Source organism: Microbacterium sp. LKL04, from assembly GCF_900102005.1.
Taxonomy (GTDB): domain Bacteria; phylum Actinomycetota; class Actinomycetes; order Actinomycetales; family Microbacteriaceae; genus Microbacterium.
The window spans coordinates 2,269,869-2,283,633 of the sequence record NZ_LT627736.1 but is presented as its reverse complement, the minus strand read 5'-3'; the positions used below and the strand labels follow the sequence as shown (position 1 = coordinate 2,283,633).

At 71.9% G+C, this 13,765-nt stretch carries 12 protein-coding genes; 7 read left to right on the top strand and 5 right to left on the bottom strand.

Annotated elements, in window-relative coordinates:
- Positions 1 to 14 precede the first annotated feature (14 nt).
- The gene (locus BLP38_RS11100; RefSeq protein ID WP_091357415.1) at positions 15 to 650 is read left to right on the top strand and encodes an NADPH-dependent F420 reductase; all 636 of its coding nucleotides are present in this window, start codon (positions 15 to 17) and stop codon (positions 648 to 650) included.
- Between the two features lie 97 nt (positions 651 to 747).
- On the opposite strand, the gene BLP38_RS11095 is transcribed toward BLP38_RS11100, so the two are convergent.
- Positions 748 to 2,154 (bottom strand): MFS transporter, encoded by a 1,407-nt coding sequence (locus BLP38_RS11095; RefSeq protein WP_091357412.1) that lies wholly within the window; start codon positions 2,152 to 2,154, stop codon positions 748 to 750.
- A 172-nt stretch (positions 2,155 to 2,326) separates the two neighbouring features.
- Here BLP38_RS11095 and BLP38_RS11090 point away from each other — a divergent pair, with 172 nt between their 5' ends.
- Positions 2,327 to 3,904 carry an aldehyde dehydrogenase (NADP(+)) gene (locus BLP38_RS11090; protein ID WP_091357408.1) on the top strand — a complete coding sequence of 526 codons (1,578 nt, stop codon included), beginning with the start codon at positions 2,327 to 2,329 and terminating at the stop codon, positions 3,902 to 3,904.
- 20 nt (positions 3,905 to 3,924) lie between these two features.
- On the opposite strand, the gene BLP38_RS11085 is transcribed toward BLP38_RS11090, so the two are convergent.
- The gene (locus BLP38_RS11085) at positions 3,925 to 4,908 is read right to left on the bottom strand and encodes a 2-hydroxyacid dehydrogenase (protein ID WP_091357405.1); all 984 of its coding nucleotides are present in this window, start codon (positions 4,906 to 4,908) and stop codon (positions 3,925 to 3,927) included.
- Positions 4,909 to 5,192: 284 nt separating this feature from the next.
- Here BLP38_RS11085 and BLP38_RS11080 point away from each other — a divergent pair, with 284 nt between their 5' ends.
- From BLP38_RS11080 to BLP38_RS11065, 4 genes are read left to right on the top strand one after another with little or no spacing between them, the layout of a single operon-like run.
- Positions 5,193 to 6,749, top strand: a complete 1,557-nt coding sequence (locus tag BLP38_RS11080; RefSeq protein WP_091357401.1) for an ABC transporter substrate-binding protein — start codon at positions 5,193 to 5,195, stop codon at positions 6,747 to 6,749.
- 41 nt (positions 6,750 to 6,790) lie between these two features.
- Entirely contained in the window at positions 6,791 to 7,768 is a 978-nt protein-coding gene (locus tag BLP38_RS11075) for an ABC transporter permease (protein WP_091357397.1), read from the top strand.
- Positions 7,761 to 8,729, top strand: coding sequence for an ABC transporter permease (locus BLP38_RS11070; RefSeq protein ID WP_091357393.1), 969 nt, complete (start codon positions 7,761 to 7,763; stop codon positions 8,727 to 8,729). Before BLP38_RS11075 ends, BLP38_RS11070 begins: the two co-directional genes overlap by 8 nt.
- A 10-nt stretch (positions 8,730 to 8,739) precedes the next feature.
- Positions 8,740 to 9,471: a sulfite exporter TauE/SafE family protein gene (locus BLP38_RS11065; RefSeq protein WP_091357390.1), complete on the top strand. Its 732-nt coding sequence runs from the start codon at positions 8,740 to 8,742 to the stop codon at positions 9,469 to 9,471.
- Positions 9,472 to 9,476: 5 nt separating this feature from the next.
- Here BLP38_RS11065 and BLP38_RS11060 read toward each other — a convergent pair whose 3' ends face one another.
- From BLP38_RS11060 to BLP38_RS11050, 3 genes are read right to left on the bottom strand one after another with little or no spacing between them, the layout of a single operon-like run.
- Positions 9,477 to 10,430: an NAD(P)-dependent oxidoreductase gene (locus BLP38_RS11060; RefSeq protein ID WP_091357387.1), complete on the bottom strand. Its 954-nt coding sequence runs from the start codon at positions 10,428 to 10,430 to the stop codon at positions 9,477 to 9,479.
- Between the two features lie 7 nt (positions 10,431 to 10,437).
- The gene (locus tag BLP38_RS11055) at positions 10,438 to 11,715 is read right to left on the bottom strand and encodes a glucarate dehydratase family protein (RefSeq protein WP_231916486.1); all 1,278 of its coding nucleotides are present in this window, start codon (positions 11,713 to 11,715) and stop codon (positions 10,438 to 10,440) included.
- 8 nt (positions 11,716 to 11,723) lie between these two features.
- Positions 11,724 to 12,656, bottom strand: coding sequence for a 5-dehydro-4-deoxyglucarate dehydratase (locus tag BLP38_RS11050; protein WP_091357380.1), 933 nt, complete (start codon positions 12,654 to 12,656; stop codon positions 11,724 to 11,726).
- Between the two features lie 119 nt (positions 12,657 to 12,775).
- On the opposite strand from BLP38_RS11050, the gene BLP38_RS11045 reads away from it, so the two are divergent.
- Entirely contained in the window at positions 12,776 to 13,717 is a 942-nt protein-coding gene (locus BLP38_RS11045; RefSeq protein ID WP_091357378.1) for a LysR family transcriptional regulator, read from the top strand.
- The last annotated feature ends 48 nt before the right edge of the window (positions 13,718 to 13,765 follow it).

The following is a 13,765-nucleotide window of genomic DNA, read 5'->3' as shown; positions in this document are numbered from 1 at the left end:
CGTTTCCCCGACGTATGACACACGTAGGAATCATCGGAGCAGGTCACATCGGTTCGGCTGTCGCGCGCGGACTCGTCGCGCAGGGGCACCAGGTCGCGATCAGCAACTCGCGCGGTCCCGAGACGCTCAGCGATCTCGTCGCCGAACTCGGTGAGAACGCTCAGGCCATGACCGCGAAGGATGCCGCAGCATTCGGCGAGTGGGTCGTCGTCACCGTCCCGCTGAAGGCCATCGACGACCTCCCCGTCGACGAGCTCGCCGGCAAGATCGTCGTCGACACGAACAACTACTACTGGGAGCGCGACGGCCACATCGCCGAGCTCGACGAGAAGAAGACCACGACCTCGCGCATGCTGCAGGAGCGCCTGCCGCAGTCGACCGTCGTGAAGGGGTTCAACCACATCCCCGCCGCCGACATCACCACCGACGGCGCCCCCGCCGGCACGCCCGGCCGTCGCGCACTGGCGACCTCGAGCGACTCGGCCGACGCCGTCACCTTCATCACCAAGGTCTACGACGACTTCGGCTTCGACACCGTCAACGTCGGCGGCCTCGACGAGAGCTGGCGCGTCGAGCGCGACCAGCCCGCCTACGTCATCCGCCAGAACGCCGACGAGCTGCGCGAGAACCTCGCCCGCGCCGAGCGCTGAGCCCCGGCATCCGCGTCGAGCCGACGCGATCTGCGCTCATCTTCTTCGGATGGATGCCGATTGCGTCGGCTCGACGGCGTCGCGGGAGCTGTCGCGGTCAGCGCAGGTGCGCCGGCCGCGGCAGCTTCACGAAGAGCATGAGGACGAGGCCCACCACGAGCACGATCGCGATGCCGAGGATGCCCCAGTAGGTCGCACCGAAGACCGTGATGAACAGCGTCCACATGCCCGGCGCCAGGAAGCTGACGACGCGTCCGGTCGTCGCGTAGAGGCCGAACACCTCGCCCTGCATGTGCTCCGGGGTCACGCGAGCCAGGAGTGAGCGCGTCGAGGCCTGCGCGGGACCGACGAAGGCGCAGAGCGCGAGACCGAGGATCCAGAACGGCAGTTTGCCCGCGTCGTGCAGGAGGAACACCCCCAGGGCCGACGCGACGAGACCCACGAGCGACGTGAGGATGATCGCGCGGGCGCCGAAGCGGTCGTCGAGGCGACCGGCGAGCACCGTCGAGATGCCGGCCACGAGGTTCGCGGCGATGCCGAAGAGGATGACCTCGTTCGGCGAGAACCCGAACGCGACGGCGGCGAGCACACCGCCGAAGGCGAAGACGCCGCCGAGGCCGTCGCGGTAGACGGCGCTCGCGAGCAGGAACCACGCCGTCGGGCGGTGCGAGCGGAACAGGTCGCGGATCGAGCGGAAGAACGCGCGGAACCAGGCGGTGAACCCGAGTGGCGGCTCTCCCGGGGGCGCCGGCGGTTCGGGGACGTTCCGGAAGAGCGGGATCGCGAAGACGATCGTCCACACGGCGCAGCCCGCGGCGATGAGCCGGTACGCGAGGCCGTCGGACGTGTCGAGACCGAACCACTCGACGGCATTGAGGACGACGACGGCGACGAGGGCGAGGATGCCGCCGATGTAGCCGAGTCCCCAGCCGAGTCCCGACACCTTGCCGACCGTGCGGGGCGTCGAGACGCTGACGAGCAGCGCGTTGTAGTTGACGCCGGCGATCTCGGAGGCCACGGCGCCGAGCGAGACGATGATCGCGCCGAACCAGAAGTAGGTCGGGTCGGCGAAGACGAAGAAGAGGCTGAACTGCAGAAGGGCGAGCAGCGCCGTCGCGATGAGCAGCCACCGCTTCTTGCGGCCCTTGCGGTCGGCGACCTGTCCGAGGATCGGCGCGAGCAGCAGGATCGCGAGTCCGGCGATCGTCGAGACGAGGCCGTATCCGCTCGACAGCTCCGCGAGCGCGGACTCCTTGATCGGGTCGTCGTCGGCGAGGCGGGCGACGTTCTCGGGGAGGAACGTGTCCGACACGAGGTACAGCGAGACGAAGACGAAGGTCAGTATGACCGAGTTGAACGGCTGCGTCGCCCAGTCCCACATCGCCCAGGACACGACGTTCCTGCGGGCGACCGGTCGTTCCTCGAGGTCCTGGAACATCACGGGGAGGGCGCCGCTGTCGGCGGTGGCGGGGATCTCGGGCGTCCCGCCGTTGGTGCGCGTCATGAGCCGCACCCTACCCCGCGGCGGGGTCCTCGCGGTGACGCCGCGGGTGCGGCTCCGGAGAGCCGGGCGGATGCCGCATCCGCATCGGACGATGCAACATCGGCCACGGCGGGGGTCGGGGCCGCTCCTACGCTGGAACCGGGGCGACGTCGCGCCCGGGAAACGGAGCATCATGGAGCGCACACTCTCCATCCACTCGATCATCGCGGGGGCGCCGGTCGCCGGCTCCGGCGAGGAGATCTCGGCCGTGGCCGCCTTCGACGGCGCACCGCTCGAACCCGCCTACCGGGCGACGAGCCCCGAGGAGTTCGAGCGCGCCGCATCCGCAGCCGCCGACGCGTTCGACGCCTACCGCGCGACAGACCACGAGACGCGCGCCGCCTTCCTCGAGCGGATCGCGGACGCGATCGAGGCGCGCGGCGCCGAGATCACGGAGCGCGGCGTCGTCGAGACCGGCCTGCCCGCGGCGCGCCTCGAGAACGAGCGCGGCCGCACGACCGGCCAGCTGCGCCTGTTCGCCGCCGTCCTCCGCGAGGGCAGCTGGGCGGGTGCGCGCATCGACCGCGCACTGCCCGACCGTGCGCCCGCGCCGCGGCCGGACCTCCGCCGCCGCCTCGTGCCCCTCGGCCCGGTCGCCGTCTTCGGCGCCAGCAACTTCCCGCTCGCGTTCTCGACCGCCGGCGGCGACACCGCGTCGGCGCTCGCCGCCGGGTGCCCCGTCATCGTGAAGGCCCACCAGGGGCATCCCGGCGTCGCCTCGCTCATCGGCGACGCGATCGCCGAAGCCGTCGAGGCGTCGAGACTGCCCGGCGGCGTGTTCTCGCAGGTCTTCGGCTCGGGCCGCGACATCGGCCAGCGCCTGGTCGCCGACCCGCGGATCGCCGCCGTCGGCTTCACCGGCTCGCGCGCGGGCGGGCTGTCCCTCGTCCGCACCGCACAGCAGCGCCCCGTGCCGATCCCGGTCTACGCCGAGATGAGCAGCATCAACCCGGTCGTCGTCCTGCCCGCCGCCGTCGAGGCCGACGGCGGAGCCATCGCGGCCGGGTACGTCGACTCGCTGACGCTCGGCTCGGGGCAGTTCTGCACGAACCCGGGCATCCTCGTGGTGCCGCGCTCCGCCGCAGGAGACGAGTTGCTGGGCCGCGTCGCCGAGCTCGTCCGCGGCCGGACGGGGCAGACCATGCTGACCCCCGGCATCCACTCCGCCTTCCGTGAGGGCGTCGACGCGCGCCGAGCCGCCGACACGGCGATCGTCGGCGAGGGTGCGCCCGGCGAGGGCCCCCACGCGCCTGCGCCGATCGTGTTCGAGGCGGATGCCGCATCGTTCGGCGACGCGCTGGCCGACGAGGTCTTCGGGGCCGCGGGACTGGTGCTGCGGTACGACTCGGCCGAGCAGCTGCACGGCCTCGTCGACGGCCTCGAGGGGCAGCTGACCGCCACGGTGTTCGCCGCGGAGGCCGACCACGAGGTGGCCCGCGGCCTGCTCCCGGTGCTCGAGCGGCGCGTGGGGCGCATCCTGTTCAACGGCTGGCCGACGGGGGTCGAGGTGACGTGGACGATGGTCCACGGCGGACCGTTCCCGGCCACCTCGGACTCGCGCAGCACGTCGGTGGGCGCCGCCGCGATCGAACGCTTCCTGCGGCCGGTGGCGTACCAGAACGTGCCCGCCGGGCTGCTGCCCGAGGTCGTCCGCGACGACAATCCGTGGGGCGTCCCGCAGCGCGTCGACGGCGGGATCGTGCTGCCCTGACGCCGGCGCCGCCGCGCGCGCTACCGGGCGAGCGCGGCGGTCTCGGGAACCGGTGTGACCAGCCGGCCGTCCGCGAGGTAGGCGCGCAGGTTGTCGAGCACGAGAGCCGCCATGTCGGCGCGGGTGTCGACGGTGCCGCTGCCGAGGTGGGGGAGCAGCACGACGTCGTCGCGACCGAGGAGGGCGCTCGGCACGTGCGGCTCGTCGGCGAAGACGTCGAGCCCGGCGCCGCCGAGGCGGCCCGCCTCCAGCGCGGCCACGAGGGCGTCCTCATCGACGACCGACCCGCGGGCGATGTTGACGAGGTAGCCCTCCGGCCCGAGCGCGTCGATGACCGCGGCATCCACCAGGCCGACGGTGCCCGCACCGCCGGCGACGGCCACGACGAGCGCGTCGCTCTCACGGGCGAGGGCCACGGGGTCCGGAACGAACCGGTACGGCACGCCCTCGACGGGCCGCCTGCCCGAGTACGAGACCTGCACGCCGAAGGCGTCGGCCCGTGCGGCGATCGCGCGGCCGATGCGGCCGAGCCCGAGGACGCCGAGCCGCGAGCCCGAGAAGCGCCGTGTGAGGGGGAAGGCGGATGCCTCCCACCGCCCCGCGCGGACGAAGCGGTCGGCGGCCGAGAAGCCGCGGAAGACGTCGAGCAGGAGCCCCAGGGCGGTGTCGGCGACGCAGTCGGTGAGGACGTCCGGCGTGTGCGAGACGACGATGCCGCGACGGGATGCCGCGTCCACATCGGTCGTGTCGTAGCCGACGCCGAAGTTCACCACGGCCTCGAGGCGCGGCATCCGCTCGATGAGGTCGGCGTCGACGCCGGTGCGTCCGCTCGTGACGACGATCCGGGCGGCCTCGGCGACGGCGGCGAAGCCGGGGTCGGTGCGGTCCGCCGGCAGGAGCGCGGCGGCGAAGTCCTCGCGGAGGGTCGCCGCGAGGCCCGGCAGCAGGGGGCCGACCTGAACGATCTCACCGGGGGCGGGACGGGATGCGGGGGGCGTCGTCATGCGGCCGATGCTAGGTTCGCGCAACGATGCGCGTCCAAGATCGAAAAGGCATGGATCGATCCGCTTACGACATGCAAGCCCGCGATCCGCGTGATCCTGCGGAAGACGGCGGCGCGGTGGCGTCCGAGAGAGCCGTCCCTCGGAATCGCGCGGAATCCCGCGGGTCCCGGCGTATTGACCTGACTCGGCGGTCTTCCACATCCTGGGACCGTCTCCGACCCGAGAGTGCCCCACCGGCTCCGGACCCGCGATGCCGCAGGAGACTCGATTCTGGAGGAACAACGATGTCTTCTTCTTCACCCCGAACCCGCCGATTCGCGGGAGTCGCCGCCGGCGCCGCCGCCGCTGTCCTGTTCACCGGATGCGCCGTCGCGAACTCCGAGGGAACGTCGACCGGCGCCGACAGCGACGCCCTGCGCGTCGTGCTCTCGCAGGAGCCGCCGACCCTCGAGCCCTGCGAGGCGAACCTGACCTCGACCGGCGTGGTGGTGCGCAGCAACATCACCGAGCCGCTCGTCGAGCGCGACCCCACCACCGGTGAACTCGACCCGCTGCTGGCGACCGCGTGGGAGCAGACCGGCGACACCGAGTGGACCTTCACCCTGCAGGAGGGCGTCACCTTCCAGGATGGCTCGCCCTTCAACGCCGAGGCCGCCGCGTTCTCGATCGACCGCGCCGTCAACTCCGACCTCGGCTGCAACGTCGAGGGCTACGTCTTCGGCGACGACGACCTGGGCGTCGAGGCCGTCGACGACACGACCCTCGTGATCACGACTCCGAGCCCCGACCCGATCCTCCCGCTGAAGCTCTCGTTCATCGAGATCGTGCCGACCTCGACCGACACGTCGGCGAAGGTCCGCGAGCCGATCGGCACCGGCCCCTACGCCGTCGCGCAGTGGGATGCCGGGACCCGCCTCACGCTCGAGCGGTACGACGACTACTGGGGCGACGCCCCGGAGTTCGCGTCCGTCGAGTACCAGTGGCGTGACGAGGGCACCGTGCGCGCGGCGATGATCACGAGCGACGAGGCCGACATCGCGACCGGCCTGAGCGTCGACGACGGCATCGGCGACCTCGGCGTGGCGTACCCGAACAACGAGACCGTGGCGCTCCGCTTCACCGGCGACATCGCGCCGCTCGACGACATCCGCATCCGTCAGGCCATCAACTACGCGGTCGACCGTGAGGGCATCGTCTCGTCGCTCTACCCCGACGGCGACGTCGTGGCCGCGCAGCTGATCCCCGAGGGCGTCGTGGGCCACAACCCCGACCTCGAGCCGTGGGAGTACGACCCCGAGCGCGCCGCCGAGCTGGTGCAGGAGGCCGCCGCCGACGGCGTGGCCGTCGACACCCCGATCACGCTCGTCGCCCGCAACGCGCAGTTCCCGAAGGTCGGCGAGATGGCAGAGGTCCTGCGCGAGCAGATGGCCGCGGCGGGCTTGAAGGTCGAGCTGCGGATGGTCGACACGACGCAGCACCTGCAGTACCAGCTGCGTCCGTTCGTGACCAACGAAGGGCCGATCGCCCTGCTGGTCCAGCACGGCAACCAGGCCGGTGACGCGCAGTTCACCGTCGAGCAGTACATGTCCTCCACGGGCGCGCAGAGCACCTTCGGCACGGACGAGTTCGACGCGATCCTGGACGCTGCCTCGCAGCTGTCGGGCGACGAGCGCCAGCAGGCCTACGCCGACATCTTCGAGTACCAGAACGAGGAGATCGTGCAGTTCTCCTTCATCGCCCACCAGACCGGCATGCTCGGCATCTCCGACCGCGTGTCGTACGAGCCGAACTCGGCCTCGGGCGACGAGCTGCGGATCTCGCAGGTCACCCTGGCCGGCTGACGCCGAGTCGTACCGCTCGCCGAATTCGGGAGGAATCAGCCATGTGGAGCTACCTGCGCGGACGCATCCTGCAGAGCGCACTGCCCCTGGTCGCGGTGGTGCTGGGAGTCTTCCTCCTGGCGCGCCTGACCGGCGACCCCGCCAGCCTCTACCTTCCGCTCAACGCGACGGAGGAGATGAGGGCCGACTTCAGCGAGCGGTACGGGCTCGACAAGCCCGTCTGGGCGCAACTGGGCGACTACCTGGCCGGCGTCGTCCGGTTCGACTTCGGCGTCTCGATGCGCACAGGAGAGCCCGCAGCCGACATGGTGCTGCGGGCCTTCCCGGCCACCCTGCAGCTGGCTGCGGCGACGATGCTGCTCGCGGTGATCATCGCCGCGGTGGTCGGATGCTGGGCCGCGCTGAAGCCGAACGGCGCCGCCGACCGGGTGGCGAGCTTCACCTCCATGACCGCGGCCAGCGTGCCGGACTTCTGGCTCGCGATCATGGGCATCTGGATCTTCGCCATCTGGCTGGGTGTGCTGCCGACGTCCGGCACCGCGGGCGCCGCGGCCTGGATCCTGCCGGTCGCGGTGCTCATGATGCGCCCCGTCGGCGTGCTCACCCAGGTCGTCCGGGGCTCGATGGTCACCGCCCTCGGCCAGCCGTACGTGAAGGTCGCCCGCAGCAAGGGAGCGGGCGAGTTCTACATCGTGTCCCGGCATGCGCTACGGAACGCTGCGGCTCCGGCGCTCACGGTCGCGGGCGATCTCACGGTCGGATTCATCAACGGCGCCGTCGTGATCGAGTCGATCTTCGGGTGGCCCGGCATCGGCAAGCTGATGATCGACTCCATCCTCATGCGCGACTTCCCCGTGCTGCAGGCCGCCGTCCTGCTCACCGCGATCGCGATCTTCGCCCTCAACATCCTGATCGACGTCTGCTACGCGCTGCTCGATCCGCGGGTCCGCCCCGCGGCGAAGCGACGCCGGACGTCGAAGCCCACCACCGAGTCGACGAAGGAGCCGGCCCATGTCTGAACTCCCGGCCACGCAGAACATCCTCGCGCTCGAGGACCGCGCCCAGACGGGCCGGCGGGCGAGCCTGTTCCGGATGCTGCTGAACGACCCGGTCGCCACGGCGTCCGCCGTCATCCTCGTCGTCGTCGGCCTGACCGCGATCGTCGCGCCGCCCCTGCTCGGCGACCTCGCCCGCGCGCAGGATCTCGGCGCCCGCAACCTGCCTCCCTTCAGTGTCGCTGAAGGGAGGCAGTACATCCTCGGCAGCGACAGCCTCGGCCGCAGCATGATCGCGCGCATGATGGTCGCGGCCGGCACGACGCTCGGCGTCGCGGTGCCCGCGGTGCTGGTGGCAGCCCTCGTCGGTTCGGCCTGGGGCATCTGGGCCGGCTTCCACCGCGGCTGGCGCGAGGCGGTCTCGATGCGCATCGCCGACGTCATCATGAGCTTCCCGTCGCTGCTGCTCGCCGTCGTCGTGCTGTACATCTTCAACCCGAGCGCGGCGAACATCGTGCTGGTCCTGGCGGTCACCCGCATCCCGGTCTACCTCCGCACCGCACGCGCCGAGGCGGCCGAGCTGCGCTCGCGGATGTTCGTCGACGCGGCGCGCAACTTCGGCACGCGTCCGAACGCCGTCATCCGCCGGCACATCGTCCCGAACGTCCTGCCGACCCTCGTCACCCTCGCCACGCTCGAGTTCTGCTACGTCATGCTCGCCGAATCGTCGCTCAGCTTCCTCGGCATCGGCATCCAGCCGCCGGACGTCAGCTGGGGCCTCATGGTCGCGCAGGGACGCGAGTACCTCTCGCAGGCGTGGTGGCTGTCGGTCCTGCCGGGCCTCGCGATCGTCATCACGACCGTGGCGGCGAACGTGCTGGCCGCGTGGCTGCGCCTCGCGACCGACCCCGGTCAGCGCTGGCGGCTCGCTTCGAAGGGGCGCCGCCGGTTCATCGGCCGGGTGACGCCGCGCGCCACGCGTTGAGGACCGTCCGGTGAGCGTCGAGGCGCTCCTCTTCCTCGCGCTCATCGTCTTCGTCGCCTCGTGCCTGCAGGCCGCGATCGGGTTCGGGCTCGGCATGGTCGCCGCCCCCTTCGTCGCGATCGTCGACGCGTCGCTCCTGCCGGCGGTCGTCATCATGCTCGCGATCATGGTGTCGGCGGTCATCGCGGTGGTCGAACGGGCCGCGCTCGATGTGCGGGGCGCGGGGTGGGCGCTCGTCGGACGGGTGCCCGGCAGCATCCTCGGTGCGGTCCTCGTCGCCGTCGTGTCGGCCCAGGCCATCGGCTGGCTCGTCGCCGCGACCGTCCTCGTCGGCGTCGTCGCGTCCCTCCGGGGATGGATGCCGCGGGTCACCCGGACCACGCAGGTCGTCGCCGGGGGCCTCTCGGGGGTCATGGGCACCGCGACCTCGATCGGCGGTGCGCCGATGGCGCTCGTCTGGCAGGGGTCTGACGGACCGCGCCTGCGGGGCACGATGTCGGCGTTCTTCCTCGTCGGGTCGGTGGTCTCGACGATCGCGCTGGCGGTGCTCGGTCAGATCTCCCTGCACACTCTGCAGGTCACGGGCCTGCTGGTGCTCCCTGCGGCGCTCGGTATCGTCGCGTCGCGCTTCGCCGTCCGCCACCTCGACAAGCGCCGCGTCCGTCTCGTCGCGCTCGGCGCCTCACTCCTCGGCGCGGTGCTGCTCATCGGCACGCAGACGGCCGCGCTGCTCGCCGGCTGAGCGGCTCAGCGCACGCGGCGCTCGAGTGGCGCGCCGGCGGCGAGCAGCTCGAGGTTGCGAGCGATGTCGGCGGCGCGTGCGGCGAAGACCTCGCGCGCGTGCCCCGAGTGGTGCGGGGTGAGGACGGTGTGCTCGAACGCGGCCAGGCGGGCGACGGATGCCGGTGCCTCGACGCCGGTCGGAGCCCCCCACCAGACGTCGATCGCGGCCCCGGCGAGCCGGTCGCCGGCCAGCGCCTCGCAGAGCGCGTCGAGGTCGATGACCGGACCACGCGCGACGTTGACGACGATCGCGCCCGGCGGCAGGAGGGCCAGCTCGTGCGCCCCGATCGCGCCGCGGGTGGCGTCGCTGAGCGGAATGGTCACCACGAGCACGTCGGATGCCGCGAAGAACGAATTGCGCTCGTCCTCGCCGTACACCGTCGCGTCCGTAACGCCGTCGGGCAGCGCTCCGGTCACATGCCGGCGGAGGAATGCGATGCGCATCCCGAAGGCCTGCGCGAGCCGGGCGACGGCGCCGCCGATCTCGCCGGCGCCGGCGATGCCGATGGTGCGCCCGGCGAGCGCGCGGTGGAACGGCACGTCGTCCGTGTTCATGACCGTGCGCCACGCCCCGGCTCGCATCTCGGCATCGGCCTGGCGGGCGCGGCGACGGAGCATGAGCGTCGTCATGAGCACGTGCTCGGCGATCGCCTCACCGTGGTGACCGGTGTTGCACACGGCGGCACCGTCCGGCACCGACCCCGGCTCGAGGCGGTCGACGCCCGCGCCCGTCACGTGGACGAGGCGGAGGCGCCCGGCATCCCTCGTCATCGCCGGCGTCAGCCGCGAGCACACGACCGCGTCGGCGTCGGCGAGCGCGTCGGCGATCTCGTCGTCGGTCGCTCCGGGCAGCAGCACGGCTTCGCCGAGGACGTCGGCGAAGCCGCTGATGACGGGATCGGTGACGACGACCTTCACGACGGGGTCACCACCGCGGGCTGGCGAGCGTGTACTCGGGGACGTGCCGCTGCATGTAGCCGGTGTCGTCCCGCTCGCGGATGCCGGAGTCGAGGTACTGGCGGTGCAGGCGCTGCAGGGCGTCCTCGTCGAGTTCCACCCCGAGGCCGGGGCCCGTCGGCACGGCGACCGCGCCGTCCGAGAACGACAGCGCGCCCGGGACGATGACGTCCTCGTCCGCGCGCTTCCACGGCCAGTGCGTGTCGCAGGCGTAGTCGAGGACTTCGGTCGCCCCCGCCAGGTGCACCATCGCGGCGAGGCTGATGCCGAGGTGCGAGTTCGAGTGCATCGACAGCCCCCAGCCGACCGTCTCGGCGATGCCGGCGAGCAGGCGCGACCGTTCGAGTCCGCCCCAGAAGTGGTGGTCCGAGAGGACGACGTCGATCGCGCCGGCGCGGATCGCGGGAGCGACGTCGGCGAAGCTCACGACGCACATGTTCGTAGCGAGCGGGATGCCGGTGCTCGCCCGCACCGCGGCCATGCCCTCGATGCCGGGGGTCGGGTCCTCGAGGTACTCGATGACGCCGGTGAGCGCGTCGGCGACCCGCACCGAGGTCTCGACGCTCCACGCGCCGTTCGGATCGATGCGCAGCGGATGCTCGGGGAACGCGTCGCGAAGGGCCAGGACGGCCGCGATCTCGTCGTCCGGGTCGAACACGCCCGCCTTGAGCTTCAGCGCGCCGAACCCGTACTCGTCGACGATCCGCCGCGCCTGCGCGACGATCCCCTCGGGGTCGAGCGCCGGTCCCCAGGCGTCGGCGGGCGAGCCGGGGTGACCCTCCCATTTGTAGAAGAGATAGCCGCTGAAGGGCACCGTCTCGCGGACGGCGCCGCCGAGCAGATCGCTCACCGGCAGACCGAGCGCCTTGCCGCGCACGTCGAGGGCTGCGACGTCGAACGCCGACAGCACGCGGTCTGCGGTGCTGCTGCCGGTGACCATGCCCGACATCCCGTGGCCGCCGGTGCCCGTGTCCGAGCGCAGCGACGCGCGGACACGGGCACGCAGCTCGTTCGTCGCGAAGACGTCGCATCCGATCAGCAGCGCCGCCGCGGCTTCGAGGCGACGGAGGTGCCCCTCGTCGCCGTAGGTCTCCCCGAGTCCGGTCAGGCCGCTCTCGGTGCGGATCTGCACGATCGCGCGCAGCGCGTACGGCTCGTGGACCCCGACGGTGTTCAGCAGGGGGAGGTCGGCGAAGGCGACCGGGACGACCCGGACGTCGCGGATGGCGTGCTCGGCGCGGCGCACGATGGGCCTCAGCGCGCGGCGACGAACGAGTCCGCCAGCACGCGGCGGGCGTCCGAGACGAGCTGCTCGAGGTGGTCGGCGTGCTCCGGCAGTGCGTCGACCAGGGGAGGTCGGACGTGCCCGGCATCCACTCCGGTGAACCGCGTGACACCCGCCTTGATCAGCGAGACCGCGTACCCCGGGACGAGGTTCCGAAGCCGGACCAGCGGGTGGAAGAACGCGGCGTCGAGCGCTGCGATCGTCGCGGTGTCCTCGTTCTCGACCGCGGCGAAGTACGCCAGCGCGATGTCGGGCGCGAACGCGAAGGATGCCGACGAGTACAGCGGCACGCCGATCGCCCGGTAGGCCACCTGCGCGATCTCGGCCGTGGGGAGGCCGTTGAAGAACTGGAAGTCGGCGGCACCCGGCACGTCGCTGTCGCGGACGGCGCGGATGATCCGGGTGATGACGTCGATCTCGCCGACGCCGTCCTTCAGTCCGACGACGTTCGGGATGCGGGCAATCTCGAGGGTCGTCGCCTCAGTGAAGCGCGCGGTGCCGCGGTGGTAGGCGATGATCGGCAGGCTCGTCGCCGACGCCACGCGTCGGACGTACTCGACGAGCCCGGCGTCGGGACCCGCCGTGAGGTACGGCGGCAGCAGCAGGATGCCGGTGGCCCCCGCGCGCTCGGCGACCTGCACCTGCTCGATCGCCGCCGGCAGCGGACCGCCCGCGCCGACGAACAGCGGGGTGCGCCCGCCGATCACGGCGGCGCTCGTCTCGACGACCGTGGCGTAGTCGGTCTGCCCGAGCGCGTGGAACTCGCCCGTGCCGCAGGCGGCGAAGATGCCGCCCGGCCGGTGCTCGAGGCCCTGGGCGATGTGGTCGCCGAGGGCGACGCGGTCCACGGTGTCCTCCCGGGTGAACGGGGTCACGGGGAAGAAGAGGATTCGGTCCAGCACGGCAACTCCCTAGATCCTCGGCCCGCTCCGATGCGGAGGCCGATCACGCTCGACGCTAGGGTTGCGATGGATACAATCGCAAACCATAATTTGCACCGATTGATATCGGGAGGGTATGGATGCTGTCGCTCGTCCAACTGGAGTGCTTCGTCGCCGTCGCGGAGGAGCTGCATTTCGGCCAGGCCGCCGCCCGGCTGCGCATGACCCAGCCGCCGCTCAGCCGGCAGATCCAGCAGCTCGAGCGCGAACTCGACACCCGCCTCTTCGAGCGGACGAGCCGGCGCGTGCAGCTGACGGAGGCCGGCCGCACACTGCTGCCGAGCGCCCGGCGCATCATCGACCTCGCCGCCAAAGCCACCGCCGACGTCCGCTCGGTCGGGCACGGGGCGTCCGGCACGCTCACCGTCTCGTACACGGCGATGGCGGGGCAGAGCGTGCTGCCCGCGTTCCTGCGGCGCGCGGCGCGCGAGCTGCCCGGCGCGACGCTGCTGCTGCGCGAACTCGTGACCGCCGATCAGATGGAGGAGCTCGAGAAGGGGACCGTGGACGTCGGCCTCCTGCGGCCGATCGTCGAGCGCCCGGGGGTCTCGTCGCGGTCCGTCCTCGACGAGAAGCTCGTGCTGGCCGTGCCGTCCGATTCCCGACTGGCGGAGCTCGCCGACCCGATCTTCCTCTCCGACACAAGCGACCAGCCGCTGCTCATGTACTCGCCGGGCGGCGCGCGGTACTTCCACGACCTGCTGCTGTCGATGTTCGTCCGCGCCGGCGTGCACCCGCGCATCGTCCAGTACGCCGGTCAGGTGCCCGCGCTGCTGGCACTCGTGAGCGCGGGTCTCGGGTTCACGCTCGTCCCGGAGTCGGCGCAGGGGCTTCCCATCGCGGGCGTGACCTTCCGGCGGCTCTCGCCGGACGACCGGTCCGACGACGTCAACCGGGTGCGGCTCGACGTCGCGTGGGCGACCGAGTCGACCAATCCGCTGCTTCCCGAGGCGCTGCGCGTCCTGGACGCGACGTTGGAGCAGCACGCCGCCGAGTCTGGGATCGATGCCGTCGGCGCATGAGTCGATGCCCTAACGGCCTTTGATGGCACCGGTCGGCTGTGCGTAGGG